The 15,154-nt window shown below is 46.6% G+C and carries 15 protein-coding genes and 1 tRNA gene; 8 read left to right on the top strand and 8 right to left on the bottom strand.

Annotation, left to right across the window (positions count from 1 at the left end; genetic code table 11):
* Positions 1–2: 2 nt before the first annotated feature.
* Positions 3–1,037 carry a ribonucleotide-diphosphate reductase subunit beta gene (locus IGQ44_02225; protein HIK36795.1) on the bottom strand — a complete coding sequence of 345 codons (1,035 nt, stop codon included), beginning with the start codon at positions 1,035–1,037 and terminating at the stop codon, positions 3–5.
* Between the two features lie 219 nt (positions 1,038–1,256).
* Between IGQ44_02225 and htpG the strand changes: the two genes are divergently transcribed.
* Positions 1,257–3,197, top strand: coding sequence for a molecular chaperone HtpG (gene htpG / locus IGQ44_02220; protein ID HIK36794.1), 1,941 nt, complete (start codon positions 1,257–1,259; stop codon positions 3,195–3,197).
* 99 nt (positions 3,198–3,296) lie between these two features.
* Positions 3,297–3,782 carry a YbjN domain-containing protein gene (locus IGQ44_02215; GenBank protein HIK36793.1) on the top strand — a complete coding sequence of 162 codons (486 nt, stop codon included), beginning with the start codon at positions 3,297–3,299 and terminating at the stop codon, positions 3,780–3,782.
* A 10-nt stretch (positions 3,783–3,792) separates the two neighbouring features.
* On the opposite strand, the gene IGQ44_02210 is transcribed toward IGQ44_02215, so the two are convergent.
* From IGQ44_02210 to cobA, 3 genes are all read right to left on the bottom strand, one after another.
* A complete protein-coding gene (locus IGQ44_02210; GenBank protein ID HIK36792.1) occupies positions 3,793–5,076 on the bottom strand; it encodes a Glu/Leu/Phe/Val dehydrogenase in 1,284 nt (427 codons plus the stop codon).
* A 111-nt stretch (positions 5,077–5,187) separates the two neighbouring features.
* Positions 5,188–5,748: a thioredoxin family protein gene (locus IGQ44_02205; GenBank protein ID HIK36791.1), complete on the bottom strand. Its 561-nt coding sequence runs from the start codon at positions 5,746–5,748 to the stop codon at positions 5,188–5,190.
* 35 nt (positions 5,749–5,783) lie between these two features.
* Positions 5,784–6,554 carry a uroporphyrinogen-III C-methyltransferase gene (gene cobA, locus IGQ44_02200; protein ID HIK36790.1) on the bottom strand — a complete coding sequence of 257 codons (771 nt, stop codon included), beginning with the start codon at positions 6,552–6,554 and terminating at the stop codon, positions 5,784–5,786.
* 151 nt (positions 6,555–6,705) lie between these two features.
* Between cobA and menB the strand changes: the two genes are divergently transcribed.
* Positions 6,706–7,539 carry a 1,4-dihydroxy-2-naphthoyl-CoA synthase gene (gene menB, locus IGQ44_02195; GenBank protein ID HIK36789.1) on the top strand — a complete coding sequence of 278 codons (834 nt, stop codon included), beginning with the start codon at positions 6,706–6,708 and terminating at the stop codon, positions 7,537–7,539.
* 90 nt (positions 7,540–7,629) lie between these two features.
* On the opposite strand, the gene IGQ44_02190 is transcribed toward menB, so the two are convergent.
* Positions 7,630–7,908: a hypothetical protein gene (locus tag IGQ44_02190; protein HIK36788.1), complete on the bottom strand. Its 279-nt coding sequence runs from the start codon at positions 7,906–7,908 to the stop codon at positions 7,630–7,632.
* A 219-nt stretch (positions 7,909–8,127) separates the two neighbouring features.
* Between IGQ44_02190 and IGQ44_02185 the strand changes: the two genes are divergently transcribed.
* The gene (locus tag IGQ44_02185; GenBank protein HIK36787.1) at positions 8,128–9,279 is read left to right on the top strand and encodes a quinone-dependent dihydroorotate dehydrogenase; all 1,152 of its coding nucleotides are present in this window, start codon (positions 8,128–8,130) and stop codon (positions 9,277–9,279) included.
* A 26-nt stretch (positions 9,280–9,305) separates the two neighbouring features.
* Here the strand turns inward: IGQ44_02185 and IGQ44_02180 are convergent.
* The 3 genes from IGQ44_02180 to IGQ44_02170 all read right to left on the bottom strand — a co-directional run bounded on the left by IGQ44_02180 (position 9,306) and on the right by IGQ44_02170 (position 12,388).
* Positions 9,306–9,377 (bottom strand) — tRNA-Met (locus IGQ44_02180).
* 73 nt (positions 9,378–9,450) lie between these two features.
* The gene (gene opcA, locus IGQ44_02175; GenBank protein HIK36786.1) at positions 9,451–10,806 is read right to left on the bottom strand and encodes a glucose-6-phosphate dehydrogenase assembly protein OpcA; all 1,356 of its coding nucleotides are present in this window, start codon (positions 10,804–10,806) and stop codon (positions 9,451–9,453) included.
* 52 nt (positions 10,807–10,858) lie between these two features.
* A complete protein-coding gene (locus tag IGQ44_02170; GenBank protein HIK36785.1) occupies positions 10,859–12,388 on the bottom strand; it encodes a glucose-6-phosphate dehydrogenase in 1,530 nt (509 codons plus the stop codon).
* 140 nt (positions 12,389–12,528) lie between these two features.
* On the opposite strand from IGQ44_02170, the gene IGQ44_02165 reads away from it, so the two are divergent.
* The 4 genes from IGQ44_02165 (at position 12,529) to fba (ending at position 15,150) form a co-directional block, all read left to right on the top strand.
* Positions 12,529–13,086: a sigma-70 family RNA polymerase sigma factor gene (locus IGQ44_02165; protein ID HIK36784.1), complete on the top strand. Its 558-nt coding sequence runs from the start codon at positions 12,529–12,531 to the stop codon at positions 13,084–13,086.
* On the top strand, positions 13,083–13,415 hold the full coding sequence (locus tag IGQ44_02160; protein HIK36783.1) for a hypothetical protein: 333 nt from the start codon (positions 13,083–13,085) through the stop codon (positions 13,413–13,415). The genes IGQ44_02165 and IGQ44_02160 overlap by 4 nt, the downstream gene beginning before the upstream one ends.
* A gap of 13 nt (positions 13,416–13,428) precedes the next feature.
* Positions 13,429–13,884, top strand: coding sequence for a Spy/CpxP family protein refolding chaperone (locus tag IGQ44_02155; GenBank protein ID HIK36782.1), 456 nt, complete (start codon positions 13,429–13,431; stop codon positions 13,882–13,884).
* Between the two features lie 192 nt (positions 13,885–14,076).
* Positions 14,077–15,150, top strand: a complete 1,074-nt coding sequence (gene fba, locus IGQ44_02150) for a fructose-bisphosphate aldolase class II (protein ID HIK36781.1) — start codon at positions 14,077–14,079, stop codon at positions 15,148–15,150.
* Positions 15,151–15,154: the final 4 nt, after the last annotated feature.

Genomic DNA, 15,154 nt, shown 5'->3' with positions numbered 1-15,154 from the left:
TGTTAAATTTCCTCCCAACCGGTAATCCCTGAAGACATGACATAGCTGGTAACACTAGCCTCGAAGAAATTGGCTTTGGTGTTACCCTCTTTTTTGGTATCGGAGAATTTTTCCAGATGAGTATAGGGACTTTTTTGGTATTCTTCCCCTTTATAAATTGGTTCTAGTCCAATAGACTTTAACCTAATATTAGCAAGATATTTGGTATAACGTTCGGTACTGTTGTCCGTTATCCCCAAAATGTTATTGCCAATTATATGGTTTGTCCAGCGACATTCATGTTTTACAGCCTGGTCGAACATTTCGTATATTTGTTCCTTAGAATGGGGGAAAACCTGCATGGCTTCTGGGATTAGTCGCTGATACAATCGCACATGAGACAATTCGTCTCTATTTATCATTCTAAAAATGTCGGCGCTACCTGGCATTAACATTCTAGCCGCCAGATTGTAGAAGAAAATAAAGCCATTGTAGAAGTACAATCCCTCCAATAAATAATCAGCCACCAAGGCGATGAAATAATTTTCTGGGGTGGGATCATCCAGGTATTTTTGATACATTCCCGCAATAAATTCACATCTTTGAGCCAGCACTTTATCCGTCCGCCAAAAGTCATAAACTTTGTCTCTTTTTTCACTAGGAATAACTGTCTCAATTATGTACTGATATGCATGATTGTGCATCCCTTCTTGAGATATTTGTTCAGCCATACACAGGCTAACTTCCGGGGCTGTTATTGAACTTTTCAGGTGAGGAATATTGCAAGTTTGTATTGAGTCCAAAAAGGTTAAATAAGACAAAATGCCTTCATAGGCGCGTCTTTCGTCTTTTGTCAAATTCCAGTAATCTGTCACATCTTGAGTAATATCCAATTTCTGGGGAATCCAAAAATTCTCCCGCATCTGTTGATACAATCCTATTGCCCAACTATAGCGTACGTCATTCAGTTGCATTAAATTGGTAGTATTGCCGAACCAAATTCTCCTATTTTCGATGCGATCGTCGCCATTGGGATTAAAAATGGGGGTAAGAGGCATTTTCCCCGGCATTCTTTCTAGTGTTGCCATGTTTGATAACTAGAACTATAGAACTATATACAATAGATAATTGCAGTGCAGACCCACATTATATCACTTCCTCTCCTATTCGGGAAACCACATCTTGATCTGGGAAAATTATTTGTGACAAGATGAACAATAGGGGTAAAAACTAACTCTAAATGCCGTCAATTATACCTGTAAACTTGGATTGAGCCTATGAATAAGCTCCTAGAGAAAGGGAATATCACTATCCACACTGAGAACATATTTCCTATTATCAAAAAATCCCTTTATACCGACCATGAAATCTTCTTGAGAGAATTAATTTCTAATGCTGTGGATGCCATCACCAAGGCGAAAATGGCCTCTCTAGCGGGAGATATAACCAAAGATTTGCCCGAACCAGAGATTACAATCACCATTGACAAACAGAATAAAACTCTGGCCGTCAGCGATAATGGTATAGGCATGACGGCAGAAGAAGTGAAAAAATATATCAACCAGGTGGCCTTCTCCAGTGCAGAAGAATTCATTGCTAAATACGGGAAAAATCCAAATGATTTAATAGGGCATTTTGGCTTAGGATTTTATTCTGCCTTCATGGTGGCAAAGAGGGTGGAAATTGATACCCTATCTTACAAAGAGGGAGCCACTGCGGTACACTGGAGTTGTGATGGTTCGCCAGAATTCGAGTTAAGTGAGTCGGAGCGCACTACACCAGGCACTACTGTAACTCTCACCCTAATGGATGAGGAGACAGAGTATCTAGAAGAGGCTAGAATCAAAAACCTAGTGAAAAAATACTCCGACTTTGTGCCGGTGCCCATTAAAATGAATGGACAGGTGCTCAATCGTCAAAGGGCATTATGGAAAGAGTCTCCTCAAAACCTCACTAAGGAAGACTATCTGGAATTCTATCGTTATCTTTACCCCTACCAGGAAGACCCCCTATTGTGGGTACATTTAAGCACAGACTATCCCTTCTTACTTAATGGGATTTTGTATTTCCCCAAACTCCGACCTGATGTAGATGTTACCAGAGGACAAATAAAACTCTTCTGTAATCAGGTGTTTGTTAGCGATAATTGTGAGGAAATTATCCCTGAATTTTTGATGCCTTTGAGGGGGGTAATTGACAGTCCAGATATTCCCCTGAACGTCTCTCGTAGCGCCCTTACTAACCACCGCACTGTGAGAAGAATAGCTGATTTTATTAGCAAAAAAATAGCAGATCAACTCCGTTCATTGTACAACGAAAATAGGGGAGAATATATTCGTTGTTGGGAGGATGTGGGCACTTTTGTCAAGTATGGCAGTCTAAAAGACGAAAAATTCAAGAAACAGGTGGAGGATTTGATAATATTCCGTACCACCTATGAACCACCAAAGGAAACACCAGCAGGGGATAACAAGGAAGAAGATGTATGGCAAGACAACACTTATTACCCCTACACTACCCTCAAAGAGTATCTAGAGAGAAACAAAGACAAACACAAAAACAAGGTATTCTACTGCACCAACCCTGAAACCCAAGCCACTTATCTGGATTTATACAAAAAACAGGGGATTGAGGTATTGTACATGGATTCGTTTATTGACAACAACTACTTCATCCCCTTCTTAGAAAGAGAATACAAGGATGTAAAATTCCTACGGGTTGATGCGGAGTTGGATGCCAGTCTGATAGAAGAGGATAAGGCCTCTACTATTGTAGACCCTAAAACCAACAAAACCCGTGCCCAAGAAATCAAGGAATTATTTGAAAAAGCTATCAACAAGCCCAAGGTTAATGTAAAAACCCAGGCCATTAAAAGTGACAATCAAGAGGAAACCCCACCGGCAATGGTGTTGCTGCCAGAGGCCATGCGTCGTTTCCAAGAGATGACGGCTCTCTTGCAACAAAAGGAGATGAAATTCCCGGAAGAACACGTGTTGCTTATCAATACTGCCCATCCGTTAATTGAAAATATATATCAAATGCATAAAGGGGCAATTATTCAACCGGGAGGGGAGTCATCTCGTCAGGAGATGGTAAATCTGCTGTGTAGATATGTTTACGACTTGGCCCTGATGGCACAAAGGGCGTTTGATGCCGAGGGGATGAAAGAGTTTGTAGAAAGATCCAACAGAGTATTGACCAAACTAACACAAAGGTAATGCTGCCAAGGGGGGAAACCCCCTGTGGTGTGGTGGCAATTAAATGTCCTATCATGGGGGTATTATCCCAAGACGAGTCAAAATACCAGGAGGTAGACTATGACAACCAATCCTGAATTAGAAGTGAATCAAGAAACCAGTGAGGCAATGGCGACGGAAACCGAGGAATTAACGGGTGCCTCTTTAGGTTACAAGGAACAAATAGAGGCAGTAATTGCCACCTTGGCGGAGAATGACAGCGCCATGTTTCAAAAAAACGAGAATGGTCACCTGTGGCGATTCCAGTATGGCAGCGTAGAAGTGTTTGTACAATTAACCGGAGAGAAAGATGAAGATTTGTTAACAGTCTGGTCAGCTATAATGCCCTTCCCCAAGCAGAAGGAAAACGAGTTGATGCGTCAGCTGTTGGAGATGAATGGGAGTGGCACTTTTGAGACCAAATTTGCCATAATCAACGACCAGGTGGTGTTGTTGACCCAGAGAATAGTAGACGGGCTGTCGCCGTCGGAGATTTCTCGGGCTATTACCTTAGTTGCTTCCCTTGCCGATGAATACGATGATAAATTAAAGTCCCAATATGGATGAAAGGGGGATGCTACTGAGAGATATAATAATCCCTGGTCCCCCGGGCCGACATGGCTTCATTTAGGCGGTTGAGGGCATGGATGTAGGCGGAGGTGCGAAAGGAAACACCCAATTCCTGGTGAATTTGCCAAACCATATTAGTTTCCTCTAGGATTTTTTCCCTGAGCCGACTCTGTACTTCACTTAGACTCCAATAGTAGCCCAAGCGGTTTTGTACCCATTCCAAGTAGCTAACGGTAACCCCCCCGGCATTGACAAGAATATCTGGGAAGACAATAACGCCCTTTCCTTCTAGGATGGTGTCAGCATCTGCCGTAATAGGCCCGTTAGCCACCTCAAAGATAAAACGGGCCCTCACCTGGGGGGCATTTTTTTCTGTAATCTGTTTTTCTAAAGCTGCCGGTATCAAGACGTCTACGTCCAGGGTTAGCAACTCCTCATTGCTGATCACCTGGTGTTCTACAATGCTACAGACACTTTCTTGGCAATATACTCCCTTGAGGGACATGTGTTTACGCTTGTACTCTCGGATACTGGGGATATCTAGTCCATGGGGGGAATAGATACCGCCACGGGAGTCGCTTACTGCCACCACCTTGTAACCGGCCCTGCCTAGGAGTTCAGCTATTTCACTGCCAGCGTTGCCGAAGCCTTGTACAGCCACGGTGGTTTGCGGGGGGGTTTTGCCGAAGCGGGGAAGGATATTGCTAATGACATAAAAGGCCCCCATAGCAGTGGCGGTGTCTCTGCCCTTGCTACCACCCATGCTAAGGGGCTTGCCGGTAATCACTGCGGGACAGATACAACGACGGATGATGTTATACTGGTCCATCATCCACCCCATTATTATTTCGTTGGTGTAGACATCTGGTGCAGGTATATCCTTGTCTGGTCCGATAAAATCAGCAATAGCCTCTATGTATCCCCGGCTGAGACGTTCCAATTCCGCCTTAGACAATTCCTTAGGGTTGACAGTAATACCCCCTTTTGCCCCACCAAACGGGAGATTCAACAGGGCACACTTAAAAGTCATCCAGAAGGCCAGAGATTGTATTTCATCTAGGGTTACGTTTGGATGAAAGCGTATTCCTCCCTTACCAGGTCCTCTGGTGTCGTCGTAGCGCACACGGTATCCCTGGAAGACTTTGAGGCTGCCATCGTCCATCCTTACGGGGATAGACACGGTCAGACTAATTTTAGGGTATTTTAGACGTTCAATGGCGTCCTCGGAAACGGCGACGTATTTTAGCGCCTCTTGTAAACGCCTATGGGCATCTGCCAGCAATGAGGACATGGATAGACAACCGGAGATTTCCTTGTATCATCTTCGGTATTCCATTTAATCATCCCAAGCTGAGCCAAAGTTACGGCAAGACATAATTCTTAAACTGTTTTCCCTCTCACGCTATGTTTGTTTCCACTTGATATTACAGCCGATACTGGGTTTTTGTTCAGGATTAATGGGTTTGCCAGCCAGAAGGGCATCAATAGCCTCTCGTAAGTCTTTGCCGGTGACAGGGATGTCGAGACTGGGGCGGCTGTCGTCTAATTGTCCTCGGTAGACTAGAAGAAAATTCTCGTCAAACAGGAAGAAATCGGGGGTGCAGGCGGCTTGGAAGGCCCTTGCCACTTCTTGGGTTTCGTCATAACACAAGGGGAAGTTAAAACCAAGACTTTCCGCCATCTGTTTTAAGTTTTCCGGGGAGTCTTCAGGATACTGAGTCACATCGTTGCTGCTGATGGCCACAATGCCCAGATTCCTGTTAGCATAGTCTCGCCCTATTCTAGCCAATTCCTCCTGCACATGCCTAACAAAAGGACAATGTTTGCAGATAAACATTACCAATAAACCCTTACAGCCGCAAAAGTCGGACAGGGACACCATTTTGCCAGAGACGACATCCGGGAGGGAGAAATCCGGCGCTTTCATGCCCAGTGGTGGCATATTAGAGGGGGTTACAGCCATTGGTTTTTGCCTCCTTCAGTCAACAGACTTGAAGACTAATATACCATTGGGCGGGTAGGGGCTAACTGGTGTCTAAGGGAAACCACTGGGCCAATTATGGCAATAGCTGGTGCGGAAAAACCCGTATCTTGCACCTTTTGGACAATATCATCCAGACAGCCGTATAACTCTTCCTGTTGGGGGGTGGTGCCCCAACGAATGAGGGCAATTTCCGTATCTCCCTTTAACCCTCCCTCTTTCAGCCGGGCTATAATCTGGGGCAAGTTATGTAGCCCCATATAAACTACCAATGTTTCTGACCCTTGAGCCAAAGCCTGCCAATTCACCTGTGGACGGTATTTTCCAGCCGCCTCGTGGCCGGTGATCAAGGTCACTGAAGAACTATAGTTACGGTGAGTTACTGGAATACCTACATAAGCCGGAGCAGCAATACCCGAGGTTACACCTGGTACTACTTCTACGGGGATCCCAGCGGCCACCAAGTCGGCCATTTCCTCGCCTCCCCGGCCAAAAACGAAGGGATCTCCCCCTTTCAACCGTACCACAATAGCATGTTGATGGGCCTTCTCCACCAACAGTCGGGTGATATCTTCTTGTAACAGAGAGTGTCTTCCTCTTCTTTTGCCCACATTGATTTTCTCTGCCTTAGGATTAATCAGAGCTAATATCTCGGCACTCACCAAGGCATCATATATGACCACATCTGCCATTTCCAAGAGGGTTTTTCCTTTGACGGTCAAAAGGCCTGGATCTCCTGGTCCTGCCCCTACTAGATATACTTTCCCCACCAATTGCCCACTGTTCATGGTCTTTGTCCTTGCTCTCTATACTATTTTCCCCGTTTTGTCAAGAACGGTTTGTAAAATTTAATACTCCAGCCACGGGGAAAGATAATCATAACCCCAAAGACTATAATTAGGCAATGGGTAGTAAAAAGAATTAAGAAGTAGGAGTTGCATGACAGTAGACTGGCAGAAGGTTAAGGAATACGAAGACATCTTGTATTACAAGTGGGAAGGAATTGCCAAGATAGTAATAAACAGACCTCACAAGCGTAATGCGTTCCGACCCAAGACTATAGTTGAACTGTATGATGCCTTTTGTGACGCCAGAGAAGACCAGAAAATAGGGGTAATTTTGTTTACTGGTGCTGGCCCCCACACGGATGGGAAATATGCCTTTTGTGCTGGGGGGGATCAATCCGTCCGTGGCAAGGGTGGTTATTTAGACGAGGAGGGGGTGCCCCGTTTGAATGTCTTGGATTTACAAAGATTAATACGGAGCATCCCCAAGGTAGTAATAGCCCTAGTGGCAGGATATGCCATTGGCGGCGGTCATGTGCTACACGTGATTTGTGATCTAACTATCGCGGCAGACAATGCCATTTTTGGGCAAACGGGGCCAAAGGTGGGGAGTTTTGACGGGGGTTTTGGTGCTAGCTATCTAGCCCGTATTGTGGGACAGAAAAAGGCTAGAGAGATATGGTATTTGTGTCGTCAATACAACGCCCAACAGGCACTAGAAATGGGGCTGGTGAATGCGGTGGTGCCGGTGGAACAGTTAGAGGAGGAGGGGATCAAATGGGCCAAGGAGATTCTGGAAAAAAGCCCCATTGCCATTCGCTGTCTCAAGGCAGCCTTTAATGCTGATTGTGACGGACAGGTGGGCCTACAGGAATTAGCGGGAAATGCGACCCTTCTTTACTATATGACGGAAGAGGGGAATGAAGGGAAACAGGCTTTTTTGGAAAAACGTCCCCCCAATTTCCGCAATTATCCCTGGTTGCCCTAACCTCATTTCTTTCCCAGCCCCTATTGTTTTTTTTTTTAAACTGTTTTTTAATCTTACCACAATGAATTAGGTGTGTATGTTTGGCAAATACTATCCGGTATTTTGTCTTTCACTAGAGACTGTTTTGTGTGTTTCCAGGGACCATTGTACTGCTGGAGTGACACAGCTCAAGGAGAAAGATTTTTCTAATAAAACTAGATGGGGAATTTTGGTCTCCTTTTGTTCAAAGGCTGGAGAGGCAAAATAACAGGAGTTCCAGTCTGCTTTCACCATTACCCCCAGTTGAGAACACATTCCCCCCCTTCTTCCCTGTGGCGAGTAGAAGCGACAATGACGACAAAGCAGCCGACAACCGTTACTGGCAATCATTTTTACAGAGAAAACCCCCTCAACTTTTTCTTCTTTCTCTATTATTACCCACCGGGGATCAAGGATTTTTCCGCCAAAAACAAGTAATTTCGTTATTTCTAATCTTTTTTCCCTTTTTTCTTTTTTAGATTTTTTTAACTTTTCCTTAACAAAACTAAATAATAGGCTGCTTTTTCTTGAAGTTTATTTAAGTTTTTTAACTGGGAAAAAACAGGAAACATGTTAGAGATTCTTAGGCCATTTTATCCGATTTTTTTTGCTTCCCTAAAGAGGAATCCTGAGGGAGCACACAATAGTGTAATCAAGATATTGGAGGGGATTTGGAAGCAAAGGCACAAATATTGGGCGAAGTGGCTGATAAAGGAATTAGAAAGGAATTTTTGTGGAGATTATCCCCTGTTGCGTCAAAGGCTGTGGGGGTTAGACTTCCCCAATCCTTTGGGGTTAGCACCGGGTTTTGACAAAAATGCCCAGGCGGCGGGGATATGGAAGAGTTTTGGTTTTGGGTTTGCGGAATTGGGGGCAGTTACCTTTCACAGCCAGCCGGGTAATCCTCCCCCACGGATGTTTAGGCTGCCCAAGGATAAGGCTTTGTTGAATCGGATGGGTGCCAACAACGATGGTGCGGCGGCTATTGCCTCAAGACTACAAGAAACCTGGGAGAAAACAGAAACACGAATCCCCATTGGCATAAACCTGTGCAAGTCCAAAATCACCCCCAACAGAGAAGCCAAGGGGGATTATCTGGCCAGTTTTCGCCTACTAAAGGGATGGGCGGATTATTTTGTGGTGAATGTAAGCTCTCCCAATACCCCCGGACTACGAGAATTACAGGGGGGGGAGGAGTTGGAGTCTATTCTAGGGGCACTACAGGAGGAAAATAAAGGAGAAAAGCCCATTTTGCTAAAAATAGCACCAGATTTGGACAAACAGGCCATAGGGGAGATTGTAAAGGTTGCCAGGAAATACCAATTGGCAGGAATAGTTGCTACCAATACCACCACCAGCAGGGAGGGTTTAAAAACCAGGATTTTAGACGCCACTGGCAAACCCATTACAGAGGAGGCGGGAGGCATTAGTGGTTTACCATTGCAAAAACGTTCAACGGAAATAATAGCCTATATCTACCACCAGACTGGGGGAGAAATGCCCATTGTGGGTGTAGGGGGTATATTTGATGCCGAATCCGCCTGGGAGAAAATCACTGCCGGGGCGACCTTGCTACAATTTTACACGGGCTGGATTTACCAGGGGCCGTGGGTTGTGCCCACCATTTTACGCGGTTTAAGTCAGAAGGTGCAAGAAAACGGTTTCAAACACCTCTCGGAGGCCGTAGGTTGCCGCAGTGCCGCTTTTCTGGCCCAACAATAAAAGGGCAATACGGACTTTTAACTAGATGGCTTGGGACAGATTCGAACTGTCGACCTTGGGCTTATGAGTCCCTTGCTCTACCGCTGAGCTACCAAGCCTTAGTCACATTCCCATATTATAACCCCTCTCTGTTTATTTTGCAAGGGGTTTAGCATTACAAAAGTACAAGAACTACAGTTGTAACAATTGCTTGGTGACAGTCATGGTTTCTAGATAAAGACTATCTAATCCCCAACGCTGTAATTCTTGACTTAAGAGAATTTCAGGCTCTTGATCTGCCAAGGATGTAACCTGTTGTACTCGACAGGACTGGGCGCCGCCGCTGGCCTCCATACGCATACAGCCGGTGGTTTCTGAACACAAAACAGTACAACAGTCGGCCTCTTGGTTGGTGGAGGAGAGTTTTAGCCCGATTAAATCCCCTAGAATTTTCCCAGGGTTGCCTACAGGGGTGCCGGCCAATTCTGCAGAGATAGTTTTGCCTTCAGGGGTTTTAAGGGCAATTTTGTGAAGGTAGTAGTCTCCCTCTTCCTTCTCACAACTAAAGGGTTGCCAGTGAAGACGACTAGCTAGCCATCCCAGAAACAGGAATGCCTGAGAGGGGTTGCCCTTTTCATAGTCAATGGTGACGGTGTCCACCTCCCATATGGCTTGTCGTCTTTCTGGGGGATCAAAAGCTTCGGCGGTTAGTTCCAACCATGGGGCTAAACGATGCCAGTTCAGGTCAGCTACGGGAATATTATCTTGTATGAGTTCTGCCACTGCCAATAGTTCTTTTTCCGGTTGGGGGAAGATACTAGAATCCACAATGAGACGATCGCAGACCCCCATCAGTCTTTGAAATAGGGGGTAATCTTGATGAAGACTGGCTTTCCACCAGATATATTTGGGCAATTCTGGAATCATCAACTCAGTGATAACACCCCCTATCCTTTCCAGAGCTTTAGAGGTGCCGATGAGCGTAATATATTCACAACAAATCAAACTACCAGAAGCTCTTTTGGTGACGGGACAATAGGCAGATACTTGGGCTTTCACCCCCTCATCCTCGCCCAGAGAGGGACAAAGGGTTATAATACGACAGGGGTTAGTGGCAGCAATGGCATCGGCAATCCCCGCCCCACTGGAATCGGGGGAGTAGGTTTCATTAATTTTGCCCGCCTTTACAGAAGCTCTGTATTCTTTTTGTAGCTTTTCTAGTAACTCCGGGGTAGCAGCCCCGGTAACCGGCAAGCCGTAGGCCTTTTGTGCGGCTTTGATGGCGGAAATAGTCCTTGGGCCTTTGATGCCGTCAATGGGGCCTTTGTAAAAGCCTAAGGCCGCCAAGAGGGGCTGGATGGGCTCGGGCTCATAAATCAAGAGGGTGAAGCTAGAGGCCCTCGCTGCCGCCAGGCCATCTTTGGTGTCGCTGTGGGCTAACCATATTTGTCGTAGCTCGTTCTCGATGGCCTCCAAATCCACATCCTTTGGGGGTTGTAAGGCCACCATGGGGGTTGTGTTTACATCGGTATTATTTACTATCGCCATAATTGTCACCTCTTTGTACTTTGTCCGAAAGGGTAATACTGAAAAGGGAAAATTACAGTCGTCGCCAACGTCGTCCGTCTCGTTCAATTAACAGTTCAGCCTCCAGAGGTTGCCAAGTGCCTGCCTCGTACAGGGGAATGGAGTCAGGAGGGGTAGGGGCATCCCAGGCCACTAAAACCGGTTGTACCACCCGCCAGGCTTCTTCCACCTCGTCAGCACGGGTAAAGAGGGTTTGATCTCCCAACATGCAGTCTAACAGGAGACGATGATAGGCATCCTGAGTGGCCATGCCAAAGGAGGCCCCGTAACTGAAGTCCATTTCCACAGTGCGGGTGCGCAATTCGCTGCCCAACATTTTAGCCTCGAAACGGAGGGAGATGCCTTCGTTGGGTTGGATTCTTAACACCAGCACATTGGGGTTAGTTTGTTGTGCCGCCGAGGGAAAGATAGAAAGGGGGACGTCTTTGAACTGGATGGCGATTTCCGTAACCTTCTTGGGCAGTCTTTTGCCAGTGCGCAGGTAGAAGGGCACACCCCGCCAACGCCAGTTGTCTATCATCAGCTTTAAAGCCACAAAGGTAGGGGTGGTGGACAGGGGATTTACTCCTTTTTCCTCTCGATACCCCGGCACTGGTTTCCCCTTAATCCAGCCCGCTTTGTACTGTCCTCGTACTGCTGCATACTCCAGATTTTTCAGGTCGGCCAGGTGGGTGGCCTGAAGGACCTTTACCTTCTCGTTGCGAATACTGTCCGCATTCATGCCCACAGGGGGCTCCATGGCGGTTAGGGTGAGCAGTTGGAGGAGGTGATTTTGTACCATGTCTCGGAGGGCGCCCGCAGTCTCGTAGTATCCCGCTCTCTCTTCCACCCCCACCGTCTCCGCCACGGTGATTTGCACATTGTCAATATAGTTGCGATTCCATAGGGGTTCAAAGATGACATTGGCAAAACGGAAAACCAGGAGATTTTGCACTGTTTCCTTGCCCAAATAGTGGTCAATGCGATATACCTGTTCCTCCTTGCAGACACTCTGGACTATTTTGTTGAGGGCTTGGGCACTACTCAGGTCTTTACCAAAAGGTTTTTCGATTACCAGACGGTGTTTGAGGGGGTTAGACAGCATTTGTGCTGCGCCCAGCTGTTTAATAGCAGAGGGAAAAAACTCAGGGGAGACGGCTAGGTAGAAAACACGATTGCCGCGGGTGCCCCTCTTCTCATCCAATTCTGCCAAGAAGGTTTTTAATCTGTCATAGCTTTCCGCTTCGTCCAGATTCCCCTGACAATAATATAGTCCATCAGCGAAAGACTGCCACAACTCCTCTTTTTCTATGCCGTCGCCAAATTCTTCTACCCCCTGACGCATTTTTTCCCGGAATGTCTCATGAGCCCAGGGGCGTCTTGCCACCCCTACAATGGTCATTTGGGGGGGCAATTTCCTTTCTTTTTTCAGTTGATATAAGGCGGGCACCAGTTTCCGCTGGGTGAGATCGCCAGTTGCACCAAAAATCACCAATATCAGTGGTTCAGGGATTTTTGCCTGGTTAAGTCCCACCCTTAGGGGATTCTCTGGTATTGTCAGCATCTTGGCTATCTCTTAAGTATCCACTTTCATTCTAGTTACTCCTCCCCTAAAGCGGTCTGTTAAGTTTTGTAAAGGCTTTTGTTGAACCTTTCGGCAAACGGGAAAGTCTAAAAACACAGAAATCACAAGCCCAAGAGATAATGACTGTTTTGACGGATGCGGTTTTTGAGACTTGTGTCCAGTTGGTAAGAAAATGCCAACAGGGTGATAAACAGTCTTTCCGTCTTTTATATGAACGTTATCACCAGCGAGTGAGGAATACTTTGTACAGGCTATGTGGTAGTGAACACCTAGATGACTTACAGCAAGAGGTTTTCCTAAGGGTGTGGAGGTTCATACACCAACTGCGCAATCCCCAGTACTTCTCCACCTGGTTGTATCGAATTTGTTGGAATGTGGCTTGTGATCAAAATGCCCGCCTACAAAAAAAACAATGTCATCAGGTGGAAAACAGAAAAGAAGTGGAATTGGATAACCCTTTCCTCCTCCAATTGCACTATGAGGGGTTAGTGGCAAGGGGGTTACAACAACTCAGTTTAGAACATCGTGCCGTCATTGTACTACATGACCTGGAGGACTTGCCCCAAAAGGAAATAGCACAAATTCTGTCCATACCCGTGGGCACTGTCAAATCTCGACTTTTTAAAGCTAGGAAAAAACTACGTGAATTCTTGGAAAAAGAGGGAATAACCCTATGAGAGGCAATGATTGGGAAGACCAACAACTGATAAATTTTTTAAAAACCTATTCCCCCATGGCGCCTCCTTCCTCACCTCATCTCGAGGAATCCCTCATGACGGCCATCAGCACCTCAGAAACCCCACAAGCCAGGAAGAGAAGGCCATGGTGGTGGTTATCCCTGCCCACAGCCGTACTCTTGGGAGGCTATTGTTGGTTTCTGGTGATGGGCAGCAAATCTCCTCAGATGGCCTCCGGCAAAGAAGAAGAAATCGAAGCCTTTATGGTGGAAATCTGGAATTTGTCTACTACAAGTACTGACCCTCAGTCTTTTAGTTATGCCCAATAAGGAGGTTACAGAAATGAACAAACTGATTACTGGTTTAGCCTTTGTTACTCTTCTTGCCAGCAGTGGTGTGAATACTGCCGTATTGGCCCAAGGAATGCCATCTCCCGGAATGGGAAACGAAAACAGGGGGTGGATGAAAGAAGACAAAATGATGGGCAGACTCAACCTTACCCCCGAACAGAGACAAAAAATGGCCGCTGTAAGGGAAAAATATCGACCCCAAATCAGTAGTCTGAAAGAACAATTGCGTGCCGAAAGGGACACCCTCCAGGAAATGATGGCCAGAAACGAATCAGAAACTACTCTGCGTAACCAACACCAGAAGATTATTGCCCTAGAACAGAAAATAAAAACCCTCTCATTTGAGAGTATGTTAGAAATGCGAAGCATTCTCACCCCCGAACAAAGGCAACAATGGGCCTCCTGGATGAAGGAAAGACGGGCCTCCCGTCCCAGTAGACCTCGTTAAGAGATTGGCCTGCTAGCCCCGCCGAGGGGGAAGATTTTATACCTAGGCTTGTTGGGGTCATGACTGCATAATAATCTCCCGCAGGGTAGTGCCAAAAAAACAAAAAATGTCTTAAGATAGACCCATAATAGGTTAAGATTCTTAACAAATATAAAAGCACTTAGGTTAAGAAAAGGTTAAGGAGGGAATGTTATGGGTTTAGTGCCAATGCGGTTGTTGTTAGACCATGCCGCTGAACACGACTATGGAATTCCTGCCTTCAACGTGAACAACCTGGAGCAGGTAAAGGCCATCATGGAAGCCGCCCACGAAACCGATAGCCCTGTGATTTTGCAGGCCTCTCGTGGGGCTCGTTCCTATGCCGGGGAAAACTTCCTACGTCACCTGGTTTTGGCGGCGGCTGAAACCTATCCCCACATACCCATCGCCCTGCACCAGGATCATGGCAATAGCCCAGCCACCTGCTACAGCGCCATCCGTAATGGTTTTACCAGCGTAATGATGGATGGCTCTCTCCTAGAAGACGCTAAAACCCCCTCTGACTTCGAGTACAACGTGCGTGTTACAGCTGAAGTAGTAAAAGTAGCCCACGCTGTAGGGGTGAGCGTTGAAGGGGAATTGGGTTGCCTGGGATCCCTAGAAACCGGCATGGGAGATGCCGAAGACGGCCACGGGTTTGAAGGCAAATTGGATCGCTCTCAGTTGCTAACAGACCCAGATCAAGCGGTAGAATTCGTCGAAAGAACCCAAGTAGACGCTTTGGCAGTGGCCATTGGCACCAGCCACGGCGCCTACAAGTTCAGCCGCAAACCCACCGGTGAAATCCTCGCCATCAGCCGCATTGAGGAAATCCATGCCAAGCTGCCCAACACCCACCTAGTAATGCATGGGTCTTCTTCTGTCCCCAAAGAATGGATTGACATGATTAATCAATACGGTGGTAACATCCGTGAAACCTACGGAGTTCCCATCGAGGAAATCCAAAAAGGTATCAAGAGCGGTGTACGCAAAGTAAATATTGACACCGACAACCGTCTGGCCATCACCGCAGCCATTCGTGAGGCTGCCGCTAAAGATCCCTCCAACTTCGACCCCCGTCACTTCCTCAAGCCCTCCATCAAGTACATGAAACAAGTATGTATGGAGCGCTATCAGCAGTTCTGGACTGCCGGTAATGCCAGCAAGATCAAACAAATGAGCCTCGACGACTACGCCGCCAAGTATGCCAGAGGCGAACTGAAGGCCAAGACCACCATCGTGGTATAGTTAT

The sequence above is a fragment of the Geminocystis sp. M7585_C2015_104 genome (genome assembly GCA_015295805.1).
Classification (GTDB): domain Bacteria; phylum Cyanobacteriota; class Cyanobacteriia; order Cyanobacteriales; family Cyanobacteriaceae; genus DVEF01.
This window is presented reverse-complemented; position numbering and strand designations above follow the sequence as displayed.